The organism is Leclercia sp. Colony189, from assembly GCF_009740165.1.
Classification (GTDB): Bacteria; Pseudomonadota; Gammaproteobacteria; order Enterobacterales; family Enterobacteriaceae; genus Enterobacter.
In genome coordinates this window covers 3,093,338-3,118,089 of the sequence record NZ_CP046557.1, presented here as the reverse complement: position 1 = coordinate 3,118,089, position 24,752 = coordinate 3,093,338, and the positions used below count along the sequence as shown (strand labels likewise).

Sequence of the window (24,752 nt, the reverse complement as noted above, 5' to 3'; positions counted from 1 at the left end):
AACGATGTTTAACAAAATTCTGGTGGTTTGTGTGGGGAATATCTGCCGTTCCCCTACCGCTGAGCGGCTACTTAAGCAGTACCAACCGCAGCTCACCGTGGCGTCAGCCGGGTTGGGCGCGCTGGTGGGCAAAGGGGCCGATGAGCGTGCAAGTCAGGTTGCGGCAGAGCATCAGCTTTCACTCGACGGGCATTGCGCCCGTCAGGTGACGGCCAGCCTGTGCCGGGACTACGACCTGATCCTCGCGATGGAAAAACGCCACATTCATGCCCTGTGCGATATCGCACCGGAGATGCGCGGCAAAGTGATGCTGTTTGGTCACTGGGACAACGAGCGTGAGATCCCCGACCCGTACCGCAAAAGCCATGAAGCGTTTGAGGCGGTTTACACCTTACTCGACCAGTCTGCCCGCCAGTGGGCAGAGGCACTGAACGTTCAGCAGGGATAATAATGACAGCAAACGTAAAACCTTCTGCCGCCCCGAGTGCGGGCAGTGATGAAATTGATATTGGTCGTCTGATCGGAACCGTGGTCGAGGCGCGCTGGTGGGTGATTGGCATCACCGCGCTCTTTGCCGTTGCGGCGGTGATTTACACCTTTTTTGCCACCCCGATCTACAGCGCCGACGCGCTGGTACAAATAGAGCAAAACACCGGCAATTCGCTGGTGCAGGACATCGGTTCGGCGCTGGCAAACAAGCCGCCCGCCTCACAGGCGGAAATTGAGCTGATCCAGTCCCGCCTGGTGCTGGGAAAAACCGTGGACGATCTGGATCTCGACATCGGCGTTACTAAAAACACCTTCCCGGTGTTTGGTGCGGGCTGGGACCGGTTGATGGGCCGTCAGAATGATACGGTTAAAGTGACCACCTTCCAGCTTCCTGCCGGGGGCGCCAGCCAGGAGTTTACCCTTGAAGTGCTGGGGAAAGATCAGTATCAGCTTACCAGCGACGCCGGGTTTAGCGCCCGCGGCAAGGTGGGGGAGATGCTGAATAAAGATGGCGTCAGCATGATGGTCAGCGACATCCATGCCCAGAGCGGCAGCGAGTTCACCGTCAGCAAATTCTCAATGCTCGGGATGATCAATAATCTGCAGGGCAACCTGTCGGTCACCGAAACCGGAAAGGATACCGGGGTGCTGAGACTGACCTTTACCGGCGAGGATAAGGACAAGATCCGCGACATTCTCAACAGCATTACCCGCAACTACCAGGCGCAGAACGTGAAGCGTAAGTCGGAAGAGGCGTCAAAAAGCCTCGACTTCCTCGCGAAACAGCTCCCGGAAGTGCGCGCCCATCTGGATCAGGCCGAGAACAAGCTCAACGCTTTCCGTCAGGATAAAGACTCCGTCGACCTGCCGCTCGAAGCGAAGTCGGTGCTGGATTCGATGGTCAATATCGACGCCCAGATCAACGAGCTGACCTTTAAAGAGGCGGAAATTTCCAAACTCTACACCAAACGCCATCCGGCCTACCGTACGCTGCTGGAAAAACGCCAGACGCTGGAAGAGGAAAAAGCCAAACTCAATAACCGCGTCACCGCGATGCCAAAGACTCAGCAGGAGATCCTGCGTCTGACCCGCGACGTGGAGTCTGGCCAGCAGGTCTATATGCAGCTGCTGAACAAACAGCAGGAGCTGAAGATCACCGAGGCGAGCACCGTTGGCGATGTGCGTATTGTCGACCCGGCCATCACCCAGCCGGGCGTGCTGAAGCCGAAGAAGGCGCTGATTATTCTCGGCAGCATTATTCTCGGTCTGATGCTCTCCATCGTCGGCGTACTGCTGCGCTCCCTGTTTAACCGTGGGATCGAAAGCCCGCAGGTTCTGGAGGAGCACGGCATCAACGTCTACGCCAGCATCCCGCTGTCGGAGTGGCAGAAATCGCGTGACAGCGTCAAAACGTCCAATGGCATCAAACGTTACAAGCAGAGCCAGCTGCTGGCAGTCGGCAATCCGACGGATCTGGCTATCGAGGCTATCCGCAGCCTGCGCACCAGTCTGCACTTCGCCATGATGCAGGCCAGCAACAACGTATTGATGCTCAGCGGGGTCAGCCCCTCCATCGGCAAGACCTTTGTCTGCGCCAACCTGGCGGCGGTAGTCAGCCAGACCAACAAGCGCGTGCTGCTGATCGACTGCGATATGCGTAAGGGCTATACCCACGAGCTGCTCGGCACGAACAACGTAAACGGTCTGTCGGACATCCTGCTGGGCAAGGGCGATATCAGCCAGTGCGCGAAGCCGACCTCCATCCCTAACTTTGACCTGGTCACGCGCGGACAGGTGCCGCCGAACCCATCGGAACTGCTGATGAGCGAACGCTTTACCCAGCTGGTGAAGTGGGCCAGTGAAAACTATGACCTGGTGCTGATCGACACCCCGCCAATCCTCGCGGTAACGGATGCGGCAATTGTCGGTCGCCATGCGGGCACCACGCTGATGGTGGCGCGCTACGCGGTGAACACCCTGAAAGAGGTCGAAACCAGCCTCAGCCGCTTCGAACAGAACGGCATTGCGGTGAAAGGGGTGATCCTCAACTCCATCTTCCGCCGCGCCACCGGGTATCAAGATTACGGGTATTACGAGTACGAATATAAGTCGGACAGCAAGTAATGAGCCATTCGGGGAACACCATGACACCACGTCCTTTGATTTCCATTTATATGCCGACATGGAACCGTCAGCAGCTGGCGATCCGTGCGATAAAATCGGTATTACGCCAGGATTATGACCACTGGGAATTGATCATCGTCGATGACTGCTCCTCCTCGTACGAGCAGCTCCAGAAGTTTGTCGCTGACCTGGACGACCCGCGGGTGATCTACACCCATAACGCCATTAACTCCGGCGCCTGCGCGGTCCGCAATCAGGCTATTTTGCAGGCCTCTGGCCAGTATCTGACCGGTATTGACGATGACGACGAGTGGACGCCAAACCGGCTGTCTACCTTCCTGGCGCATCAGCATCACCTGGTTACCCACGCCTTTTTGTACGCCAACGACTATGTTTGCGAGGGGGAGGTCTACTCTCAGCCCGCCAGCCTGCCGTTGTACCCAAAATCGCCGTACTCCCGCCGCCTGTTCTACAAGCGCAACATTATCGGCAATCAGGTCTTTACCTGGGCGTGGCGCTTCAAGGAGTGCCTGTTCGATACGTCACTGGCCGCCGCCCAGGATTACGACATCTTCCTGCGGATGGTGGTGGAGTATGGCGAGCCGTGGAAGGTAGAAGAAGCCACTCAGATCCTGCACATCAATCATGGTGAAATGCAGATCACCTCGTCGCCGAAGAAGTTTTCCGGCTACTTCCACTTCTACCGCAAGCACCGGGATAAGTTCGACCGCGCCAGCCGCAAGTATCAGCTCTTTACGCTGTATCAGATCCGCAATAAGCGGATGAACTGGCGCACCCTGTTGACGCTGATTTCGGTTCGTAACGGTAAGCGTCTGGCCGACGGACTGCGGGGGAAATAATGGTGCTGGAAGATTGTCGCGCAAACAGCTGGAGCCTGCGCCCCTGCTGCATGGTGCTGGCCTACCGGGTGGCCCATTTTTGCTCGGTGTGGCGCAAAAAAAACGTCCTTAACAATCTCTGGGCGGCGCCGGTTCTGGTGCTTTACCGCCTCATCACCGAGTGCATTTTCGGCTACGAAATCCAGGCTGCGGCCACCATCGGCCGCCGCTTCACCATTCACCACGGCTATGCCGTGGTGATCAATAAATTCGTGGTCGCCGGGGATGATTTTACCATCCGCCACGGGGTGACCCTCGGTAACCGCGGCCCGGACAGCCTGGCCTGTCCGGTCATCGGCAATAACGTTGAGCTGGGTGCCAACGTGGTGATGATCGGTGATATCACCGTCGGTAATAACGTCACCGTGGGGGCAGGAAGCGTAGTGCTGGACAGCATCCCCGACAACGCGCTGGTGGTGGGCGAGAAGGCCCGCGTGAAGGTGATCAAATGAACATTCTGCAATTTAATGTCCGTCTCGCCGAGGGCGGGGCGGCGGGAGTGGCGCTGGATCTGCACCAGCGCGCGCTGCAAAAAGGACTTCAGTCGCGCTTTATCTACGGCTACGGCAAGGGCGGTAAAAAAAGCGTCAGCCACGATCGCTATCCGCAGGTGGTGAAACATACCCCGCGCCTGACCTCGGTGGCCAATATTGCCCTGTTCCGTCTGTTTAACCGCGATCTCTTTGGCAATCTTAACCGCCTCTATCGCACCGTTACCCGCACGCCGGGCCCGGTAGTGCTCCATTTTCACGTCCTGCACAGCTACTGGCTGAAACTGGAAGAGGTCGTGGCGTTTTGCCAGAAGGTGCAGGCGCACAAACCCGACACCACGTTCGTCTGGACCCTGCACGATCACTGGAGCGTCACTGGCCGCTGCGCCTTTACCGACGGCTGCGAAGGCTGGAAAACGAACTGCCAGAAGTGCCCGACGCTCAGCAACTATCCGCCGGTGAAGGTGGATCGCGCCCGTAAGCTGGTAGATGGCAAGCGTCAGCTGTTCCGTGACATGCTGGCGCTGGGCTGTCAGTTTATCTCTCCCAGCCAGCATGTGGCCGATGCCTTTAACAGCCTGTACGGGGCAGGGCGCTGCCGGATCATCAATAACGGTATCGACGTGGCGACAGAGGCGATTCTGGCAGAGCTGACCCCGGTCGCCGTTACCGCCGGCAAGCCGAAAATTGCCGTCGTCGCTCACGATCTGCGCTACGACGGCAAAACCAACCAGCAGCTGGTGCGGGATATGATGGCGCTTGGCGACAAGATCGAGCTGCACACCTTCGGCAAATTCTCGCCGTTTGAAGGGCCGAACGTGGTGAACCACGGCTTCGAAACCGACAAACGCAAACTGATGAGCGCCCTGAACGGGATGGATGCGCTGGTGTTCAGCTCCAGGGTGGATAACTACCCGCTGATCCTGTGCGAAGCGCTCTCCATCGGAGTACCGGTGATCGCCACCCACAGCGACGCCGCGCGGGAAGTACTGGAAAAATCGGGGGGCAAAACCTTCAGCGAAGAGGAAGTGCTGCCTCTGGTGCAGCTGGCGAAAGCGGATATCGCCCAGGCGGTATTTGGCACCTCCCTTGAGGCATTCCGCACCCGCAGCCGCCAGGCCTACAGTGGACAACAGATGCTGGAGGAGTATGTCTCGTTCTATCAGAATCTGTAGCTATCTGCTGCTGCCGCTCATCTACCTGCTGGTCAACGTCAAGATTGCCCAGCTGGGAGAGAGCTTCCCCATCACTATCGTGACCTTTTTACCGCTGCTGCTGTTGCTGTTTGTCGACAAAATCAGCGTGAAAAAGCTGATGATAGCGCTGGGGCTGGGGGCGGGGCTGACGGCCTTCAACTACATTTTTGGTCAGTCGCTGGATGCCAGTAAATACGTTACTTCCACCATGCTGTTTGTTTATATCGTCATCATTATCGGCATGGTGTGGAGTATCCGCTTTAAAACCGTCTCGCCGCACAATTATCGGAAGATCCTCAGGTTCTTTTATCTGGTCATTGGAATCATTGTCACCCTCGCCGCACTGGAGATGGCGCAAATTATTCTGACCGGTGGCAGTAGCCTGATGGAAATAATTTCGAAATATCTTATTTACAGTAATAGCTATGTACTGAATTTCATTAAATTTGGCGGCAAACGTACCACAGCGCTCTATTTTGAACCGGCATTCTTCGCTCTGGCGTTAATCTCAATTTGGCTCAGCATCAAACAGTTTGGTATCAAAACGCCCAAGAGCGATGCTATGATTCTTACAGGAATCGTTCTGTCAGGATCGTTCTCTGGGGTTATGACGTTTATTCTGTTTTACCTTCTGGAGTGGGCGTTCCAGTATCTGAATAAAGAGGCGATCAGGAAAAAGTTACCTTTAGCGATCATTTCATTGTCCGTCTTTTTAGTCGGGGTGGTATTTGCCTTCCCGTATATTTCCGAGCGTCTGGGTGATTTGGGCACCGAAGGATCATCCTCTTATTACCGTATTATCGGTCCGCTGGTGATGGTGGGGTACTCTTTAACCCATATTGACGGTGTAGTCAGATTTGGCTCACTTTATGAATATGTCGCGTCATTCGGAATCTTTAACGGTGCGGACGTCGGAAAAACAATAGACAATGGCTTGTATCTGCTGATTATTTATTTTTCATGGTTCGCAGTATTATTAACGGCGTGGTATCTGTTTAAAGTTTTCAAAATGATGATCAGCGCCTTTGGTGATAATCAGAATTTTCGCGTACAGCTTTACCTCTTTACGCCAGTATCGCTGTTTTTTACCGGGTCAATATTTAGCCCAGAGTATGCATTTTTGATTGTATGCCCGTTTATTTTGCGCAAGGCGCTTAATATTACGCATTCATAACGAGGTGGTTTATGTTACTAAGCGTTATTACTGTCGCCTTTCGTAACTACGAGGGCGTGGTAAAAACCTGGCGGTCGCTGCGTAATCTGGCAGGCGATCACAGCCTCAACTTTGAATGGATTGTGGTGGATGGTGGTTCGAACGACGGCACCGCAGAGTTCCTCGAAAAACTGAATGGTGAGTATAACTTACGCTACATCAGCGAGAAAGATCGCGGTATCTACGATGCCATGAATAAAGGTATCGACATGGCGCAGGGGCGCTATGCCATCTTCCTTAATTCTGGCGATATTTTTCATGACGACGTAGCGCAGTTTGTCCGTCAACTCGTTCGAGTCCAGGATAACGCCATGTACATGGGCGATGCGTTACTTGATTTCGGTGATGGAAATAAAGTACGCCGTACGGCGAAACCGGGCTGGTATATTTATCACAGCCTGCCGGCCAGCCATCAGGCGATTTTCTTCCCGCTGAGCGGGTTAAAAACGTACCCGTACGATCTGCAGTACCGCGTTTCATCGGATTACGCACTGGCCGCTCGGCTGTATAAAGCCGGATATCCTTTTAAACGTCTGCCAGGTCTGGTTTCTGAATTTTCGATGGGCGGCGTGTCAACGTCGAATAATCTGGAATTATGCCAGGATGCCCGCAAGGTGCAGCGCGACATATTACGCGTACCGGGCGTATGGGCGGAATTATCTTATTTATTGCGCCTTAAAACCACGGGTAAAACCAAAGCCTTATATAACAAAGTCTGAATATAAGGAAAAAGTATGCAGGAATTAAGCGGCTTCTCTGTGCCAAAAGGATTTCGTGGCGCAGGGGGGATTAAGGTGCAGTTATGGTGGGCGGTACAGGCGACATTATTTGCCTGGTCCCCACAAATTATGTATCGCTGGCGCGCATTTTTATTACGCAGCTTCGGTGCAAAAATCGGAAAAAACGTAGTGATTCGCCCGTCGGTAAAAATTACTTACCCATGGAAATTAACCCTTGGGGATAACGCCTGGGTTGGTGACGACGCGGTGTTATATACGCTGGGTGAAATTTCGATTGGCGCGAATGCAGTGGTATCTCAGAAATGCTACCTCTGTACCGGCAGCCACGATTATATGAGTCAACATTTTGATATTAACGCGCAGCCAATCACCATTGGCGAGAAATGCTGGCTGGCGACCGACGTATTTGTCGCCCCCGGTGTCTCCATTGGCAATGGCACCGTTATAGGTGCGCGCAGCAGTGTTTTTAAATCGCTACCGGCAAACAAACTTTGCCGTGGCAATCCCGCAGTGGTGATACGCGAACGCGTTGAAACTGAATAACTTCTGATAAGTCTGGAGAAAATAAACATGTCTAAAGTCGCTCTCATCACCGGCGTAACCGGACAGGATGGTTCTTATCTGGCGGAACTCCTGCTGGAAAAAGGCTACGAAGTGCACGGAATCAAACGTCGTGCCTCCTCTTTTAACACCGAGCGCGTGGATCATATCTATCAGGATCCGCACGCGGCGAACCCGAAATTCCATCTGCACTACGGCGATCTGACCGATACCTCCAACCTGACCCGTATTCTGCAGGAAGTCCAGCCGGATGAAGTCTATAACCTGGGCGCGATGAGCCACGTGGCCGTCTCCTTCGAATCCCCGGAATATACCGCTGACGTGGATGCCATCGGCACCCTGCGTCTGCTGGAAGCGATTCGTTTCCTCGGTCTTGAGAAGAAAACCCGTTTCTATCAGGCCTCCACCTCCGAGCTCTACGGCCTGGTGCAGGAGATCCCACAGAAAGAGACGACGCCGTTCTACCCGCGCTCCCCGTATGCAGTGGCAAAAATGTACGCCTACTGGATCACCGTTAACTACCGTGAATCCTACGGCATGTACGCCTGCAACGGCATCCTGTTCAACCACGAGTCTCCGCGCCGTGGCGAGACCTTCGTGACCCGTAAGATCACCCGCGCGATCGCCAACATCGCCCAGGGCCTGGAGAAGAAGCTCCACCTCGGCAATATGGACTCCCTGCGTGACTGGGGCCATGCCAAAGACTACGTAAAAATGCAGTGGATGATGCTGCAGCAGGAAAAACCGGAAGACTTCGTTATCGCCACCGGCGTGCAGTACTCCGTGCGTCAGTTCGTTGAGATGGCCGCTGCTCAGCTGGGCATCAAGCTGCGCTTCGAAGGCACCGGCGTGGACGAGAAAGGCATTGTGGTCTCCGTCACCGGCCACGACGCACCGGGCGTACAGCCGGGCGACGTGATTGTGGAAGTTGACCCGCGCTACTTCCGTCCTGCCGAGGTAGAAACCCTGCTGGGCGACCCGACCAAGGCGCACGAAAAACTGGGCTGGAAACCAGAAACCACGCTGCAGGAGATGGTCTCCGAGATGGTGGCAAAAGATCTCGAAGCGGCGAAAAAACACTCCTTGCTTAAATCCCACGGCTACGAGGTTGCCATCGCGCTGGAGTCCTGAGAATGACCAAACAACGTATTTTTGTTGCCGGACATCGCGGGATGGTGGGTTCGGCGATTGTTCGCCAGCTGGAGCAGCGTGGCAACGTCGAGCTGGTGCTGCGCACCCGTGACGAGCTTAACCTGCTGGATGCGCAAGCAGTCGAGGCTTTCTTTGCTGAACAGCGCATCGACCAGGTCTATCTGGCGGCGGCAAAAGTGGGTGGGATTGTCGCCAACAATACCTACCCGGCGGATTTCATCTACGAGAACATGATGATCGAGAGCAATATCATTCACGCGGCGCACCTGCACAACGTGAACAAGCTGCTGTTCCTCGGCTCATCCTGTATCTACCCGAAGATGGCGAAGCAGCCTATTGCCGAGAGCGAGCTGCTGCAGGGCACGCTTGAGGCAACCAACGAGCCCTACGCGATTGCCAAGATTGCCGGGATCAAGCTGTGCGAGTCCTACAACCGCCAGTATGGCCGCGATTATCGTTCGGTGATGCCGACCAACCTGTACGGCCCGAACGATAACTTCCACCCGAGCAACTCCCATGTGATCCCGGCGCTGCTGCGCCGGTTCCATGAAGCCACCGTCAGCAACGCACCGGAAGTGGTGGTGTGGGGCAGCGGTACGCCGATGCGCGAATTCCTGCACGTGGATGATATGGCTGCCGCCAGCATTCATGTGATGGAGCTGGCCCGCGAGGTGTGGCAGGAGAATACCGAGCCGATGCTGTCGCATATCAACGTTGGCACCGGGGTGGACTGCACTATCCGCGAACTGGCTGAAACCATCGCTGAGGTGGTGGGGTACAAGGGCCGCGTGGCCTTCGATGCCACTAAACCCGACGGCACCCCGCGCAAGCTGCTGGACGTGACCCGTCTGCACCAGCTGGGCTGGTTCCACGAGGTGACGCTGGCCCAGGGGCTGGCCAGCACCTATCAGTGGTTCCTGGAAAATCAGCACCGCTTCCGGGGGTAACTATGTTTTTAAGTCAGGAAGATTTTGCCACGGTAGTGCGTTCCACGCCGCTGATCTCCATCGATCTGATTGTGGAGAACGAGCGTGGCGAGTTCCTGCTCGGACAGCGCACCAATCGTCCGGCACAGGGCTACTGGTTCGTGCCAGGTGGGCGGGTGCAGAAAGATGAGACGCTGGAAAATGCCTTTGCGCGTCTGACGCAGGCGGAGCTGGGGCTCCGTCTGCCGATGACGGCAGGGCAGTTCTACGGGGTCTGGCAGCACTTCTATGACGACAACTTTTCCGGCACCGATTTCACCACCCACTATGTGGTGCTCGGTTTTCGCCTGAAGGTGGATCAGGCAGAGCTGCATCTGCCTGATGCGCAGCATGACGACTATCGCTGGCTGACGCCCGACGCGCTGCTGGCCAGCGATAACGTCCATGACAACAGCCGGGCCTATTTTCTGAAGCAGGCCGGAGTGCCGGGTTTATGAAAATTCTCGTATACGGCATTAACTACTCGCCGGAGCTGACCGGGATCGGTAAGTACACCGGCGAGATGGTGGAGTGGATGGCCCGTCAGGGCCATGAGGTGCGGGTCATTACCGCACCACCTTATTACCCGGAGTGGCAGGTGGACGAGCACTATTCCAGCTGGCGCTACCGCCGCGAAGAGGGGGCCGCGACCGTCTGGCGCTGTCCGCTTTACGTGCCAAAGCAGCCCTCGACCTTAAAGCGGTTGATTCATCTGGGCAGCTTTGCCCTGAGCAGTTTCTTCCCGCTGATGGCGCAACGTCGCTGGAAGCCGGATCGCATTATCGGCGTGGTGCCGACCCTGTTTTGCACCCCAGGTATGCGCCTGCTGGGCAAGCTCTCAGGCGCCCGCACCCTGCTGCACATTCAGGATTACGAAGTGGACGCCATGCTGGGCCTGGGAATGGCCGGGAAAGGCAAGGGCGGCAAAGTGGCGAAACTGGCCAGCGCCTTCGAGCGCAGCAGCCTGCATAACGTCGATTACGTCTCGACCATCTCCCGCTCGATGATGAACAAAGCGCAGGAGAAGGGCGTGGCAGCGGAGAAGGTGATCTTCTTTCCAAACTGGTCGGAAGTGGCCCGTTTTCGCGATGTGACTGCTGTTGAGGCGGCGGCCCTGCGCGAGCAGCTGGGTCTGCCAGAAGCCAAAAAAATCATTCTCTATTCGGGCAACATCGGTGAGAAGCAGGGGCTTGAGAACGTTATTGATGCCGCTGAGCAGCTCCGCGACCAGCCCTGGCAGTTTGTGATTGTCGGCCAGGGGGGTGGCAAAGCGCGGCTGCAAAAGATGGCCCAGGAACGTGGCCTGCAGAACATCACTTTCCTGCCGCTGCAGCCCTACGAGGCCTTACCGGCGCTGCTGAAGATGGCCGATTGCCATCTGGTTGTGCAAAAGCGCGGCGCGGCGGATGCCGTTCTGCCCTCCAAGCTGACCAACATTCTGGCGGTGGGCGGCAACGCGGTGATCACCGCCGAGGCCCATACCGAGCTGGGCCAGCTGTGCGACACCCTGCCGGGGATCGCGGTGTGCGTCGAGCCGGAGTCGGTATCCGCCCTGGTGGGCGGGATCGAACAGGCGCTGAATATGCCCAAAGAGAACGCCATCGCGCGTGACTATGCCGAACGCACGCTCGAGAAAGAGAACGTGCTGAACCAGTTTATTGCAGATATTCGGGGATAAATCATGAATAAGAATACGTTGTACCCGGTTGTGATGGCGGGTGGCTCAGGTAGCCGGTTATGGCCACTCTCCCGCGTGCTCTATCCGAAACAGTTCCTCTGCCTGAAAGGGGAGCTCACCATGCTGCAGACCACGGTAAACCGTCTTAATGGCGTCGATTGCGAAAGCCCGGTGGTGATCTGTAATGAACAGCACCGCTTTATCGTCGCCGAGCAGCTGCGACAGCTGAACAAGCTCACCGAAAATATCATTCTTGAACCGGCCGGACGCAATACCGCCCCGGCCATCGCTCTCGCCGCGCTGGCGGCGAAGCGCAGCAGCCCGGATTGCGATCCGCTGATGCTGGTGCTGGCGGCGGATCACGTCATCCAGCAGGAAGAGGCGTTCCGCGATGCGGTGCGTGCCGCCATCCCTTATGCCGAAAGCGGCAAGCTGGTCACCTTCGGCATCGTGCCGGACCTGCCGGAGACCGGCTATGGCTATATCCGTCGCGGTAACGTCACGCCGGGGGAGGGCGACAGCCTGGCCTTTGACGTCGCGCAGTTCGTTGAGAAACCGAATCTGGAAACCGCGCAGGCCTACGTCGCCAGCGGCGAGTACTACTGGAACAGCGGTATGTTCCTGTTCCGCGCCGGACGCTATCTGGAAGAGCTGCAAAAGTATCGCCCGGACATCCTGGAAGCCTGCGAACGCGCAATGGCCACCGTCGACCCGGATCTGGACTTTATCCGCGTGGACGAAGCCGCGTTCCTTGCCTGCCCGGAGGAGTCGGTGGATTACGCGGTAATGGAACGTACCGCCGATGCGGTGGTGGTGCCGATGGATGCGGGCTGGAGCGACGTCGGCTCCTGGTCATCCCTGTGGGAGATCAGCGCGCACACGCCGGAAGGTAACGTCCATCACGGGGATGTGATTAGCCATAAAACCGAGAACAGCTATGTCTATGCCGAATCGGGCCTGGTCACCACCGTCGGCGTTAAAGATCTGGTTGTAGTACAGACCAAAGACGCGGTGCTGATTGCCGATCGCAACGCGGTGCAGGACGTCAAAAAAGTGGTGGAGCAGATCAAGGCCGATGGCCGCCATGAGCACCACATTCACCGCGAAGTCTATCGTCCGTGGGGCAAATATGACTCCATCGACGAAGGTGACCGTTATCAGGTGAAACGCATCACCGTTAAACCGGGCGAGGGGCTGTCGGTGCAGATGCATCATCACCGGGCGGAACACTGGGTAGTGGTGGCAGGTACCGCCAAAGTCACTATCGACAATGTTGAAACCCTGCTCGGTGAAAACGAATCGATTTATATCCCGCTGGGGGCGACGCACTGCCTGGAAAACCCTGGGAAAATCCCTCTCGATCTGATTGAAGTGCGCTCCGGCTCCTATCTGGAAGAGGACGATATCGTCCGATTTGAGGACAGATACGGCAGGGTGTAGCACTCACGCATTTTGCCCGGTGGCGCTGCGCTTACCGGGCCTACGAAAACAAAAAAATCAAATTGGCCTGTATATCGGGCGGGCCAACTGTTGCCTGAAAAAGGGGTAATGATGCAAAAGTTAACCTGTTTTAAAGCCTACGACATTCGCGGCAAGCTCGGTGAAGAGCTGAATGAGGACATTGCGTGGCGCATTGGCCGCGCGTATGGCGAATATTTAAAGCCGAAAACCATCGTGCTGGGCGGCGACGTCCGTTTGACCAGCGAAGCGTTAAAACTGGCGCTGGCTAAAGGGTTGCAGGACGCGGGTGTGGATGTGCTGGATATCGGCCTTTCCGGTACCGAAGAGATCTATTTTGCCACCTTCCATTTAGGCGTGGACGGCGGGATCGAAGTGACCGCCAGTCATAATCCGATGGACTATAACGGCATGAAGTTGGTGCGCGAGGGTGCGCGCCCGATCAGCGGCGATACCGGCCTGCGCGACGTACAGCGTCTGGCGGAAGCCAACGACTTCCCACCGGTGAACGAGTCAACGCGCGGCAGCTATAAGAAAATCGATCTGCGTGATGCTTACATCGATCACCTGCTGGGCTACATCAATGTGGCGAACCTCAAACCGCTGAAGCTGGTCATCAACTCCGGCAACGGCGCCGCAGGCCCGGTGGTGGATGCCCTGGAAGCGCGCTTTAAGGCGCTTAACGTGCCGGTCACCTTCGTCAAAGTGCACAACACCCCGGACGGCACCTTCCCGAACGGTATTCCAAACCCGCTGCTGCCGGAGTGCCGCGACGATACCCGCAATGCAGTGATTGAACATGGCGCGGATATGGGCATCGCCTTTGACGGCGACTTCGACCGCTGCTTCCTGTTCGACGAAAAGGGGCAGTTTATCGAGGGCTACTATATCGTCGGCCTGCTGGCGGAAGCCTTCCTTGAGAAAAACCCCGGCTCGCGCATCATTCATGACCCGCGCCTCTCCTGGAATACGGTGGATGTGGTCTCCGCGGCAGGCGGCACACCGGTGATGTCCAAAACCGGTCACGCCTTTATCAAAGAGCGGATGCGCGAAGAAGACGCGATTTATGGCGGCGAGATGAGCGCCCATCACTACTTCCGCGATTTTGCCTACTGCGACAGCGGGATGATCCCGTGGCTGCTGGTGACCGAGCTGCTGTGCCTGAAGGGCCAGTCGCTGGGTGAACTGGTGCGCGACCGCATGGCGGCCTTCCCGGCGAGCGGCGAGATCAACAGCACGCTGGCGGCACCTGCCGAGGCGATTGCCCGGGTGGAGCATCACTTTGCCCTGCACGCGCTGGAGATCGACCGTACAGACGGTATCAGCATGACCTTCCCGCAGTGGCGCTTCAACCTGCGCTCGTCCAACACCGAGCCGGTGGTGCGCCTGAACGTAGAATCCCGTGCCGATGCGGCGCTGATGGCGGCGCGAACACAGGACATTATGGCGCTGTTGAATCAGTAACCTTTCCCCCTCTCCCGTTGGGGGAGGGGGCCCTGAAACAGGAACAACGATGACAAATCTAAAAAAGCGCGAGCGAGCCAAAACGAATGCATCGTTAATCTCTATGGTGCAGCGTTTTTCTGATATCACCATCATGTTCGGTGGGTTGTGGATGGTGTGTAAAATCAGCGGGCTGCCGTTCCTCTACATGCATCTGCTGATGGCGCTGATCGCGCTGGTCGTCTTCCAGATGATCGGCGGCATGACCGACTTCTACCGTTCATGGCGGGGCGTCAAAATCACCACCGAGCTGCAACTGCTGTTGCAGAACTGGACCTTAAGCCTGGTCTTCAGCTTCGGGCTGGTGGCCTTCAACAACGACTTCGATAATCGCTTTGCTACCTATTTTGCCTGGTATCTGTTAACCAGCGTGGGGATGGTGGTCTGTCGCTCTCTGATCCGCTTTGGCGCGGGCTGGCTGCGTAACCGGGGTTACAACACCCGCCGGGTGGCGGTAGCCGGGAGCCTGCCGGCCGGACTGGCGCTGCTTGACGGTTTTCGCAAAGAGCCGTGGCTGGGCTTTGACGTGGTGGGCGTTTATCACGACGCGCAGCCGGGTGGCGTCTCTTCGGACTGGGCCGGTAACTATTCGCAGCTGATTGACGATGCCAAAGCGGGCAAGATCCATAACGTCTACATTGCCATGCCGATGAGCGACGAGGCCCGTATCAAAACCCTGATGCGTAAGCTGGCAGACACCACCTGCTCGGTGATCCTCATCCCGGACGTGTTCACCTTTAACATTCTGCATTCCCGTATCGAAGAGGTGAACGGCGTACCGGTAGTGCCCCTGTATGACACGCCGCTCTCTGGCCTCAACCGGGTGCTGAAGCGCGTGGAGGACATCGTGCTGTCATCCCTGATCCTGCTGCTGATCTCCCCGGTGCTGTGCGCCATTGCGCTGGCGGTGAAGCTCACGTCAAAGGGGCCGGTGATCTTCCGCCAGACCCGTTACGGTATGGATGGTAAGCCGATCATGGTGTGGAAATTCCGCTCCATGAAGGTGATGGAAAACGACAACGTGGTGACCCAGGCGACGCAAAACGATCCGCGCGTCACCCGCGTGGGTAACTTCCTGCGCCGCACCTCGCTTGATGAACTGCCGCAGTTTATCAATGTGTTTACCGGTGGGATGTCCATTGTCGGCCCACGCCCGCACGCGGTAGCGCATAACGAGCAGTATCGTCAGCTGATCGAAGGTTACATGCTGCGCCACAAGGTGAAGCCGGGTATCACCGGCTGGGCGCAGATCAACGGCTGGCGCGGCGAAACTGACACCCTGGAGAAAATGGAAAAACGCATTGAGTTCGACCTCGAGTACATCCGCGAGTGGAGCCTCTGGTTCGATATCAAGATCGTCTTTCTGACCATCTTCAAGGGCTTTGTGAACAAAGCGGCGTACTGACATGAGCTTACGTGAAAAAACCCTCAGCGGGGCAAAGTGGTCGGCTATCGCGACGGTGATCATCATCGGCCTTGGGCTGGTGCAGATGACGGTGCTGGCGCGCATTATCGATAGCCACCAGTTTGGCCTGTTGACCGTCTCGCTGGTGATCATCGCCCTCGCCGATACACTGTCTGATTTCGGCATCGCCAACTCGATTATTCAGCGCAAAGAGATTAGCCAGCTGGAGCTAACCACCCTCTACTGGCTTAATGTCGGCCTCGGTATTCTCGTGTTCGTGTCGCTGTTCCTGCTGAGCGATCTTATTGCCCGGGTATTGAATAACCCTGAGCTGGCGCCCCTGATGCGCGCGCTGTCGTTCGCGTTTGTGGTGATCCCTCACGGACAGCAGTTCCGCGCGCTGATGCAAAAGGAGCTTGAGTTCAGCAAGATCGGCATGATCGAGACCAGCTCGGTGCTGGCCGGATTTACTTTTACCGTGATCAGCGCCCACTTCTGGCCGCTGGCGTTAACCGCCATCCTCGGCTACCTGGTCAACTCTGTCGTGCGCACGCTGCTGTTCGGCTACTTCGGGCGCAAAATCTACCGTCCGGGCTTCCACTTCTCGCTCGCATCGGTGTCCTCCAACCTGCGCTTCGGCGCCTGGCTGACCGCCGACAGCATCATCAACTATGTGAATACCAACCTCTCTACCCTGGTGCTGGCGCGTATTCTCGGTGCCAGCGTCGCCGGGGGCTATAACCTGGCGTACAACGTGGCGGTCGTTCCGCCAATGAAGCTCAACCCGATCATCACCCGGGTGCTGTTTCCGGCGTTCGCCAAAATTCAGGATGACACCGACAAACTCAGGCTCAACTTCTACAAGCTGCTGTCGGTGGTGGGGATCATTAACTTCCCGACCCTGCTGGGGCTGATGGTGGTCTCCGGCAATCTGGTGCCGCTGGTATTCGGTGAGAAGTGGTTGAGCATAGTTCCGATCCTGCAACTGTTGTGCGTGGTGGGGCTGTTGCGCTCCGTCGGCAACCCGATCGGATCGCTGCTGATGGCAAAAGCCCGCGTCGATATCAGCTTTAAATTCAACGTCTTCAAAACCTTTCTGTTTATTCCGGCGATCGTTATCGGCGGCCATCTGGCAGGCGCGATGGGCGTCACGCTGGGCTTCCTGCTGGTGCAGATCGTCAACACCATCCTGAGCTACTTCGTGATGATTAAGCCGGTGCTGGGCTCCAGCTACCGCCAGTACATCCTGAGCCTCTGGCTGCCGTTTTACCTCTCACTGCCAACCCTTGCCGTGAGCTATGGCTTAGGGCTGGCCCTGCAAGGCCATCTGCCGCTGGCGGCGTTGCTGGCGGTGCAGGTCGCCGCGGGCGCCCTGGCCTTCGCGGTGATGATTGTGCTGTCGCGGAACGCGCTGGTGGTGGAGATCAAGCGCCAGTTCTGCCGCAACGAAAAGATGAAAACGCTGCTTCGCGCAGGTTAATTATTTCCTCCCCCTCTCCGTTGGGGAGGGGAATTTTTTAAGAGGTTATTATGAAATTATTGATTCTGGGCAACCATACCTGTGGCAACCGCGGTGACAGCGCCATTCTGCGCGGCCTGCTGGATGCGATTTACACCCTCTCCCCTGAGACAGAAGTGGATGTGATGAGCCGTTATCCGGTCAGCTCCTCCTGGCTACTGAACCGCCCGGTGATGGGCGATCCGCTCTACAGCCAGATGAAGCAGCATAACAGCGCCGCGGGCGTGATGGGCCGGGTGAAAAAGGTGCTGCGCCGCCGCTATCAGCACCAGGTGCTGCTGTCACGTGTGACCGACACCGGCAAGCTGCGTAATATTGCCATTGCCCAGGGCTTTACCGATTTTGTCCGTCTGCTCTCCGGCTACGACGCCATTATTCAGGTGGGCGGATCCTTTTTTGTCGACCTTTACGGCGTGCCGCAGTTTGAGCATGCGCTCTGCACCTTTATGGCGAAAAAGCCGCTGTTTATGGTCGGTCACAGCGTCGGTCCGTTCCAGGATCCCCAGTTCAATCAGCTGGCAAACTACGTGTTTGGTCACTGTGACGCGCTAATCCTGCGCGAGTCGGTGAGCCTGAATCTGATGCAGCGTAGCGAGATCGACACAAGCAAGGTCGAGCAGGGAGTGGATACCGCCTGGCTGGTGGATCATCAGGAGGCGAATTTTACCCCCAGCTATGCCGTGCAGCACTGGCTGAACGTGGCGGCGCAGCAGAAGACCGTCGCCATTACCCTGCGCGAGCTGGCGCCGTTTGATAAGCGTCTTGGCACCACCCAGGCGGCCTATGAGAAAGCCTTTGCTGAGGTGGTCAACCGGGTGCTGGACAGCGGCTATCAGGTGCTGGCGCTCTCTACCTGTACCGGCATCGACAGCTACAACAAAGATGACCGGATGGTGGCGCTGAATCTGCGCCAGCACGTCAGCGATCCGTCCCGCTACCATGTGGTGATGGACGAACTTAACGATCTGGAGATGGGCAAGCTGCTGGGGGCGTGCGATCTGACCGTAGGCACCCGTCTGCATTCGGCCATTATCTCCATGAACTTCGGCACCCCGGCCATCGCGATTAACTACGAACACAAGTCTGCCGGGATCATGCAGCAGCTGGGTATGCCGGAGATGGCGGTGGATATTCGTCATCTGCTGGATGGCTCCCTGGGGGCAATGGTCGGCGATACCCTCGGCCAGCTGCCAGCCATCAACGAACGCCTGGCGGTAGCGGTGAAAGCCGAACGTGAAAACGGCATCAAAATGGTGAAATCGGTACTGGATCGGGTCGGGGAGGGCAAATGAAGGTTGGTTTCTTCTTACTGAAATTCCCGCTCTCCTCCGAAACGTTTGTGCTTAACCAGATCACCGCTTTTATCGATATGGGATATGACGTGGAGATTATCGCCCTGCAAAAGGGCGATACGCAAAATACCCACGCCGCATGGACGCAGTATGACCTCGCCAGCAAAACCCGCTGGCTGCAGGATGAGCCCCAGGGCCGGCTTGCGAAACTGCGTTACCGCGCCCGCCAGACCCTGCGCGGGCTGCACCGCCCTGGCACCTGGAAGGCGCTGAATATCTCCCGCTATGGCGCCGAGTCGCGCAATCTGATCCTCTCCGCCATTTGCGGCCAGACGCAGCGTCCCTGGCGTGCGGATGTGTTTATCGCCCACTTCGGTCCGGCAGGCGTGACGGCGGCCAAGCTGCGCGAGCTGGGCGTTATTGAGGGGAAAATCGCCACCGTCTTTCACGGCATTGATATCTCCAGCCGTGAGGTGCTGAACCACTATACACCTGAATACCAGCGGCTCTTTCAGCGCGGCGACATGATGCTGCCCATCAGCGAACTGTGGGCCGGGCGGCTCAAAACCATGGGCTGTCCGCCGGAGAAAATCACCGTTTCGCGCATGGGCGTGGATATGCAGCGCTTTACCCAGCGGCCGGTTAAAACGCCGGGAAGCCCACTGCAAATCATCTCTGTTGCACGTCTGACGGAGAAAAAAGGGCTACACGTGGCAATCGAAGCCTGCCGCCAGCTGAAAGCGCGTGGGGTGGATTTTCGCTACCGTATTCTGGGCATTGGCCCCTGGGAGCGCCGGCTGCGCACCCTGATCGAACAGTATGAGCTGGAGGCGCATGTCGAGATGCCAGGGTTCAAGCCCAGCCATGAGGTCAAAGCCATGCTCGATGCCGCCGATATCTTTTTACTTCCCTCCGTTACCGGCGCAGACGGTGATATGGAGGGGATCCCGGTTGCGCTGATGGAAGCCATGGCGGTGGGCATACCGGTCCTGTCCACGGTGCATAGCGGTATTCCTGAACTGATCGAACCAGGCCATTCCGGCTGGCTGGTGGAGGAGAACAATCCGGAGGCGCTGGCTAACCAGCTTGAACAGTTTGCCGCGATTGCCCATCAGGAGCTCTCGCCTGTGCTGCACAATGCGCGCAAAAAGGTGGAGACCGATTTCAATCAACACCTTATCAACCGACAGTTAGCCACTCTGCTACACACGCTTTAAACGGAGGCGATATGCCGAAAGAGATGACGCGACGCGCGTTTGTCACCACCTGTTCCGTGCTGGCGGCCGCGCCGCTGGTCGGCGTTCGGGCCGCCAAAAACGCTGCCACGGTGGAGATCAGCCGGTATGACCTTCGTGACGGAATTGCCGCATTTAAGAAGGCCTTTAACGAGGGTGATACCGTCGTGGTACCTGCGGACGTCACCTGCGAGAACATCAACGCCGCCATTTTTATTCCCGAGGGCAAAACCCTGCGCATTCTCGGTGCGATGACCGGCAATGGCCGCGGGCGGCTGGTATTGCAGGATGGCAGCAAGGTAATCGGGGAAGGGAAGGGGCGCAGCGAAAACATCACCCTCGACGTGCGCGGTTCTGACTGCGTGATCCAGGGCCTGGCGATGAGCGGCTATGGCCCGGTGACCCAGATCTACATTGGCGGTAAACAAAAGCGGGTGATGCGTAATCTGCTGATCGACAACCTGCGGGTCACTAAAGCCAACTATGCAATCCTGCGCCAGGGGTTTCATAACCAGATGGATGGCGTAAAGATTACCAACTGTCATTTCAGCTACCTGCAGGGTGACGCCATCGAATGGAACGTGGCGATTAATGACAAAAACATCCTCATCTCAGACCACGTGATCGACCATATCGACTGCACTAACGGGAAAATTAACTGGGGTATCGGCATCGGTCTGGCGGGCAGCACCTACGACAATAACTACCCTGAAGACCAGACGGTAAAGAACTTTGTGGTGGCCAATATTACCGGGAGCAATTGCCGTCAGCTGGTGCACGTTGAAAACGGCAAACACTTTATCATACGTAATGTTAAGGCCCGCAATATCACCCCGGACTTTAGTAAGAAAGCGGGTATTGATAACGCAACGGTCGCGATATATGGCTGCGATAATTTTGTCATCGATAATGTTGAGATGACCGACAGCGCCGGGATGTTAATTGGTTACGGCGTGATTAAAGGCGACTATTTGTCGATACCGCAGAATTTCCGCCTCAACAATATTCATCTGGATAACCAGAAACTTGCACGAAAATTGCGCGGAATACAGATCTCCTCCGGCAATAAAACCTCGTTCGTAGCCCTCACCAACCTTGAGATGAGGCGCGCTTCTCTGGAGTTCCATAATAAACCTCAGCATCTTTTTATGCGTAATATCAACGTGATGCAGGATGCAGACAGGGGCCCAGCCCTGAAGCTGAATTTTGATCTGCGCAAAGATGTGCGCGGCAAGTTTATGGCGCGGGACGAAACGCTGCTCTCGCTGGCGAACATTAACGCGGTTAATGAAAAGGGGCAAAGTTCGGTCGATATCGACCGAATTGACCATCATACGCTCAATACGGAACGGCTGAATTTTAACCTGCCGAAGCGCTAAATATTAACCAGCCGGCATTTTGCGAGGATTCCTGGAATTAAAGCGCGACTATTCGGATTGCATCCGCTGAAATTTACGCTGTAATTGCGTAACATCGTCTCCAGATTTGTAGCAATTCGTGCTGGCGAAACCAGGCTAAAGGGCTATAATTCGGCAACCATTTTAAGGTGGAAGAAATATGATTAATTTGAAAGCAGTCATTCCGGTAGCCGGTCTGGGCATGCATATGCTCCCGGCCACAAAAGCCATTCCTAAAGAGATGCTGCCGATCGTTGACAAGCCGATGATTCAGTACATCGTCGACGAGATTGTTGCTGCAGGGATCAAAGAAATCGTTCTGGTTACGCACTCCTCCAAGAATGCGGTGGAAAACCACTTCGACACCTCCTACGAACTTGAAGCCCTCCTGGAGCAGCGCGTTAAGCGTCAACTGCTGGCGGAAGTGCAGTCCATCTGCCCACCGGGCGTGACCATTATGAACGTTCGCCAGGCGCAGCCGCTGGGGCTGGGCCACTCTATTCTGTGCGCGCGTCCTGTAGTGGGGGATAACCCGTTCGTGGTCGTCCTGCCCGATATCATTCTGGACAATGCTTCTGCCGATCCGCTGCGCTATAACCTGGCGGCCATGGTGGCGCGTTTCAACGAGACGGGCCGTAGCCAGGTGCTGGCGAAGCGCATGAAAGGCGATCTGTCTGAATACTCCGTTATTCAGACCAAAGAGCCGCTGGATACCGAAGGTAAAGTCAGCCGTATCGTTGAATTTATCGAGAAGCCGGATCAACCTCAGACGCTGGATTCCGATCTGATGGCCGTCGGCCGCTATGTGCTGAACGCGGAAATCTGGGCTGAACTGGAACGTACCGAGCCAGGCGCCTGGGATCGTATCCAGCTGACGGATGCTATCGCTGAACTGGCGAAGAAGCAGTCAGTCGATGCGATGCTGATGACCGGGGACAGCTACGACTGCGGTAAAAAGATGGGTTACATGCAAGCCTTTGTACAGTATGGCCTGCGTAACCTGAAAGAGGGACAGAAGTTCCGGGAAAGCATGAAAAAACTCTTAACCAACGACTAACGGTTGGTTGGTCGTTGACTAAACGGCAGTGGATCATTCCAGGCGTTATTGGCCATGAGAATGACACTGCCGTTTTCTTTTTTTAAATTTGCCCTTAAATTTCAGTGAATTAATTGCAGCTTTTTTGTGTTGTTAGCCTGCTTTTTTCCCTTGTTTCTGCAAGCATTTAAGACGACAATTATTAATTGACTTGAACGCTACCCTGTCGCGATTTTGCCGGGGTCAGGCGGTGAATTACCTCATTTACGACAACGTTCAGTGCACTGGTAGCTGTAAAGCCAGGGGCGGTAGCGTGTCTGATTTCTGCCTTGCGATTAAAGGCCGCGGCAGTCGTCACTATCCCGAAATATTCATTTAACGGAAAATAACGCGTGAAAATTCTTGTTACTGGTGGTGCCGGTTTTATCGGCTCTGCGGTTGTCCGACATATTATTCAAAACACTCAGGACGAAGTCGTTAATGTCGATAAATTGACCTACGCCGGTAACCTGGAATCTCTTGCTGACGTGAGCAACAGCCCACGTTACGCTTTTGAGCATGCGGACATTTGCGAAAAAACGGCGATGGACCGTATTTTTGCCGAGCATAAGCCTGATGCGGTGATGCATCTGGCGGCAGAAAGCCACGTTGATCGCTCCATTACCGGACCGGCTGCGTTTATCGAGACCAATATTGTCGGTACCTATGTGCTGCTGGAGGCGGGCCGTGCATACTGGTCTACGCTTGACGAAGAGGCGAAAAAAGCCTTCCGCTTCCATCACATCTCCACGGATGAAGTCTATGGCGATCTACCGCACCCGGACGAGCATCCTGCCTCGGCAGCACTGCCGCTATTCACTGAAACAACGGCATATACTCCAAGCAGCCCTTACTCTGCTTCGAAGGCGTCCAGCGATCACCTTGTTCGCGCATGGTTACGTACTTACGGTTTCCCGACCATCGTGACCAACTGCTCCAATAACTACGGTCCTTATCACTTCCCGGAAAAACTGATTCCGCTGGTGATCCTCAATGCGCTGGAGGGGAAAGCGCTGCCAATTTATGGCAAGGGCGATCAGATCCGCGACTGGTTGTATGTTGAGGATCACGCTCGCGCGCTCTATATCGTGGTAACCCAGGGGCAGCCAGGCGAGACCTACAACATCGGCGGACACAACGAGAAGCAGAACCTGGATGTGGTGCATACCATCTGCGATTTGCTGGATGAGATCGTGCCTAAAGAGGGGTCGTATCGCGATCAGATCACCTATGTGACTGACCGTCCGGGTCATGACCGTCGTTATGCTATCGATGCCGATAAGATTAGCCAGACGTTGGGCTGGAAGCCGCAGGAGACCTTTGAGAGCGGCATCCGCAAAACGGTGGAATGGTATCTGGCTAATAACGAATGGGTTGAGAACGTGAAAAGTGGCAACTACCAGTCCTGGATTGAGCAGAACTATGGGGAACGTCAGTAATGAATATCCTTTTGTTCGGCAAAACAGGGCAGGTGGGTTGGGAGCTACAGCGCTCGCTCGCGCCCCTGGGTAATCTGATTGCCCTGGATGTTCGCTCCACCGAGTATTGCGGGGATTTCAGCGATCCTGAAGGGGTGGCTGAGACCGTCCGTCGCATTAAGCCTGATGTCATCGTGAATGCGGCTGCCCATACCGCCGTAGATAAAGCCGAGTCAGAGGCAGAATTTGCGCAGTTGCTGAATGCTACAAGCGTTGAAGCCATTGCCAAAGAAGCCGCCAAAATCGGTGCCTGGGTTGTGCACTATTCCACCGATTATGTTTTCCCGGGCAACGGCGAAAAACCATGGCGGGAGACAGATGCCACTGCGCCGCTGAATGTCTATGGCGAAACCAAACTGGCCGGTGAGAAAGCTTTGCAGGAAAATTGCGCCCGCCACTTAATTTTTCGCACCAGTTGGGTTTACGCGGGTAAAGGCAATAACTTTGCGAAAACCATGCTTCGTTTCGCCAAAGAGCGTACGGAGATGTCGGTCATCAACGATCAGTTTGGCGCACCGACAGGAGCTGAGTTGCTGGCAGACTGTACAGCGCATGCGATTCGTGTGGCGATGAAACAACCTGAAGTTGCAGGACTCTATCATCTGGTTGCGGGTGGCGTGACCACCTGGCATGACTACGCCGCCCTGGTATTCGACGAAGCGCGTGAAGCAGGTATTGAACTGGCGATTACAAAGCTTAACGCGGTGCCTACGAGCGCTTATCCTACCCCTGCACGCCGTCCGAATAACTCCCGTCTGAATACTGAGAAATTCCAGCAGAACTTCGACCTCGTATTACCTCAATGGGATATCGGGGTGAAACGAATGCTGGCTGAGCTGTTTACGACTACTGCGGTCTGACCTTACATTAAATGCCCGTTTA

At 56.1% G+C, this 24,752-nt stretch carries 22 protein-coding genes; all 22 read left to right on the top strand.

Annotated elements, in window-relative coordinates:
- The first annotated feature begins 4 nt into the window (after window positions 1-4).
- The 22 genes from wzb to rfbD all read left to right on the top strand — a co-directional run bounded on the left by wzb (window position 5) and on the right by rfbD (window position 24,730).
- On the top strand, window positions 5-448 hold the full coding sequence (wzb, locus tag GNG29_RS14985) for a low molecular weight protein-tyrosine-phosphatase Wzb (protein WP_103180226.1): 444 nt from the start codon (window positions 5-7) through the stop codon (window positions 446-448).
- Window positions 449-450: 2 nt separating this feature from the next.
- Window positions 451-2,613, top strand: a complete 2,163-nt coding sequence (gene wzc / locus GNG29_RS14980; RefSeq protein WP_103180225.1) for a tyrosine-protein kinase Wzc — start codon at window positions 451-453, stop codon at window positions 2,611-2,613.
- A 20-nt stretch (window positions 2,614-2,633) separates the two neighbouring features.
- The gene (gene wcaA / locus GNG29_RS14975) at window positions 2,634-3,473 is read left to right on the top strand and encodes a colanic acid biosynthesis glycosyltransferase WcaA (protein WP_103181110.1); all 840 of its coding nucleotides are present in this window, start codon (window positions 2,634-2,636) and stop codon (window positions 3,471-3,473) included.
- Between the two features lie 2 nt (window positions 3,474-3,475).
- Window positions 3,476-3,964, top strand: coding sequence for a colanic acid biosynthesis acetyltransferase WcaB (gene wcaB, locus GNG29_RS14970; protein ID WP_103181109.1), 489 nt, complete (start codon window positions 3,476-3,478; stop codon window positions 3,962-3,964).
- The gene (gene wcaC, locus GNG29_RS14965; RefSeq protein ID WP_156654875.1) at window positions 3,961-5,178 is read left to right on the top strand and encodes a colanic acid biosynthesis glycosyltransferase WcaC; all 1,218 of its coding nucleotides are present in this window, start codon (window positions 3,961-3,963) and stop codon (window positions 5,176-5,178) included. The genes wcaB and wcaC overlap by 4 nt, the downstream gene beginning before the upstream one ends.
- Window positions 5,153-6,373, top strand: a complete 1,221-nt coding sequence (wcaD, locus tag GNG29_RS14960; RefSeq protein ID WP_156654874.1) for a colanic acid polymerase WcaD — start codon at window positions 5,153-5,155, stop codon at window positions 6,371-6,373. Before wcaC ends, wcaD begins: the two co-directional genes overlap by 26 nt.
- 11 nt (window positions 6,374-6,384) lie before the next feature.
- Window positions 6,385-7,131 (top strand): colanic acid biosynthesis glycosyltransferase WcaE, encoded by a 747-nt coding sequence (gene wcaE / locus GNG29_RS14955; RefSeq protein ID WP_156654873.1) that lies wholly within the window; start codon window positions 6,385-6,387, stop codon window positions 7,129-7,131.
- 15 nt (window positions 7,132-7,146) lie between these two features.
- Window positions 7,147-7,695, top strand: a complete 549-nt coding sequence (wcaF, locus tag GNG29_RS14950) for a colanic acid biosynthesis acetyltransferase WcaF (protein WP_156654872.1) — start codon at window positions 7,147-7,149, stop codon at window positions 7,693-7,695.
- Window positions 7,696-7,722: 27 nt separating this feature from the next.
- Window positions 7,723-8,844, top strand: coding sequence for a GDP-mannose 4,6-dehydratase (gene gmd, locus GNG29_RS14945; protein ID WP_103180220.1), 1,122 nt, complete (start codon window positions 7,723-7,725; stop codon window positions 8,842-8,844).
- Between the two features lie 2 nt (window positions 8,845-8,846).
- Entirely contained in the window at window positions 8,847-9,812 is a 966-nt protein-coding gene (locus GNG29_RS14940; RefSeq protein WP_103180219.1) for a GDP-L-fucose synthase, read from the top strand.
- Window positions 9,813-9,814: 2 nt separating this feature from the next.
- Window positions 9,815-10,288, top strand: a complete 474-nt coding sequence (locus GNG29_RS14935) for a GDP-mannose mannosyl hydrolase (protein WP_156654871.1) — start codon at window positions 9,815-9,817, stop codon at window positions 10,286-10,288.
- Window positions 10,285-11,508 carry a colanic acid biosynthesis fucosyltransferase WcaI gene (gene wcaI, locus GNG29_RS14930; protein WP_103180217.1) on the top strand — a complete coding sequence of 408 codons (1,224 nt, stop codon included), beginning with the start codon at window positions 10,285-10,287 and terminating at the stop codon, window positions 11,506-11,508. Before GNG29_RS14935 ends, wcaI begins: the two co-directional genes overlap by 4 nt.
- Before the next feature lie 3 nt (window positions 11,509-11,511).
- Window positions 11,512-12,948, top strand: coding sequence for a mannose-1-phosphate guanyltransferase (gene cpsB, locus GNG29_RS14925; protein ID WP_103180216.1), 1,437 nt, complete (start codon window positions 11,512-11,514; stop codon window positions 12,946-12,948).
- Window positions 12,949-13,059: 111 nt separating this feature from the next.
- Complete coding sequence (cpsG, locus tag GNG29_RS14920) at window positions 13,060-14,430, top strand: colanic acid biosynthesis phosphomannomutase CpsG (protein WP_156654870.1); 1,371 nt, start codon at window positions 13,060-13,062, stop codon at window positions 14,428-14,430.
- Window positions 14,431-14,479: 49 nt separating this feature from the next.
- Entirely contained in the window at window positions 14,480-15,874 is a 1,395-nt protein-coding gene (gene wcaJ / locus GNG29_RS14915) for an undecaprenyl-phosphate glucose phosphotransferase (RefSeq protein WP_103180214.1), read from the top strand.
- A 1-nt stretch (window position 15,875) separates the two neighbouring features.
- Window positions 15,876-17,354: a colanic acid undecaprenyl disphosphate flippase WzxC gene (gene wzxC, locus GNG29_RS14910; protein WP_103180213.1), complete on the top strand. Its 1,479-nt coding sequence runs from the start codon at window positions 15,876-15,878 to the stop codon at window positions 17,352-17,354.
- 50 nt (window positions 17,355-17,404) lie between these two features.
- The gene (gene wcaK / locus GNG29_RS14905) at window positions 17,405-18,685 is read left to right on the top strand and encodes a colanic acid biosynthesis pyruvyl transferase WcaK (protein ID WP_156654869.1); all 1,281 of its coding nucleotides are present in this window, start codon (window positions 17,405-17,407) and stop codon (window positions 18,683-18,685) included.
- Window positions 18,682-19,902 carry a colanic acid biosynthesis glycosyltransferase WcaL gene (gene wcaL, locus GNG29_RS14900; protein ID WP_103180211.1) on the top strand — a complete coding sequence of 407 codons (1,221 nt, stop codon included), beginning with the start codon at window positions 18,682-18,684 and terminating at the stop codon, window positions 19,900-19,902. The genes wcaK and wcaL overlap by 4 nt, the downstream gene beginning before the upstream one ends.
- 11 nt (window positions 19,903-19,913) lie before the next feature.
- Window positions 19,914-21,299: a colanic acid biosynthesis protein WcaM gene (wcaM, locus tag GNG29_RS14895; RefSeq protein WP_156654868.1), complete on the top strand. Its 1,386-nt coding sequence runs from the start codon at window positions 19,914-19,916 to the stop codon at window positions 21,297-21,299.
- 178 nt (window positions 21,300-21,477) lie between these two features.
- Window positions 21,478-22,374 (top strand): GalU regulator GalF, encoded by an 897-nt coding sequence (gene galF, locus GNG29_RS14890; RefSeq protein WP_156654867.1) that lies wholly within the window; start codon window positions 21,478-21,480, stop codon window positions 22,372-22,374.
- Between the two features lie 371 nt (window positions 22,375-22,745).
- Complete coding sequence (gene rfbB / locus GNG29_RS14885) at window positions 22,746-23,831, top strand: dTDP-glucose 4,6-dehydratase (RefSeq protein ID WP_156654866.1); 1,086 nt, start codon at window positions 22,746-22,748, stop codon at window positions 23,829-23,831.
- The gene (rfbD, locus tag GNG29_RS14880; RefSeq protein WP_156654865.1) at window positions 23,831-24,730 is read left to right on the top strand and encodes a dTDP-4-dehydrorhamnose reductase; all 900 of its coding nucleotides are present in this window, start codon (window positions 23,831-23,833) and stop codon (window positions 24,728-24,730) included. Before rfbB ends, rfbD begins: the two co-directional genes overlap by 1 nt.
- Window positions 24,731-24,752 lie beyond the last annotated feature (22 nt).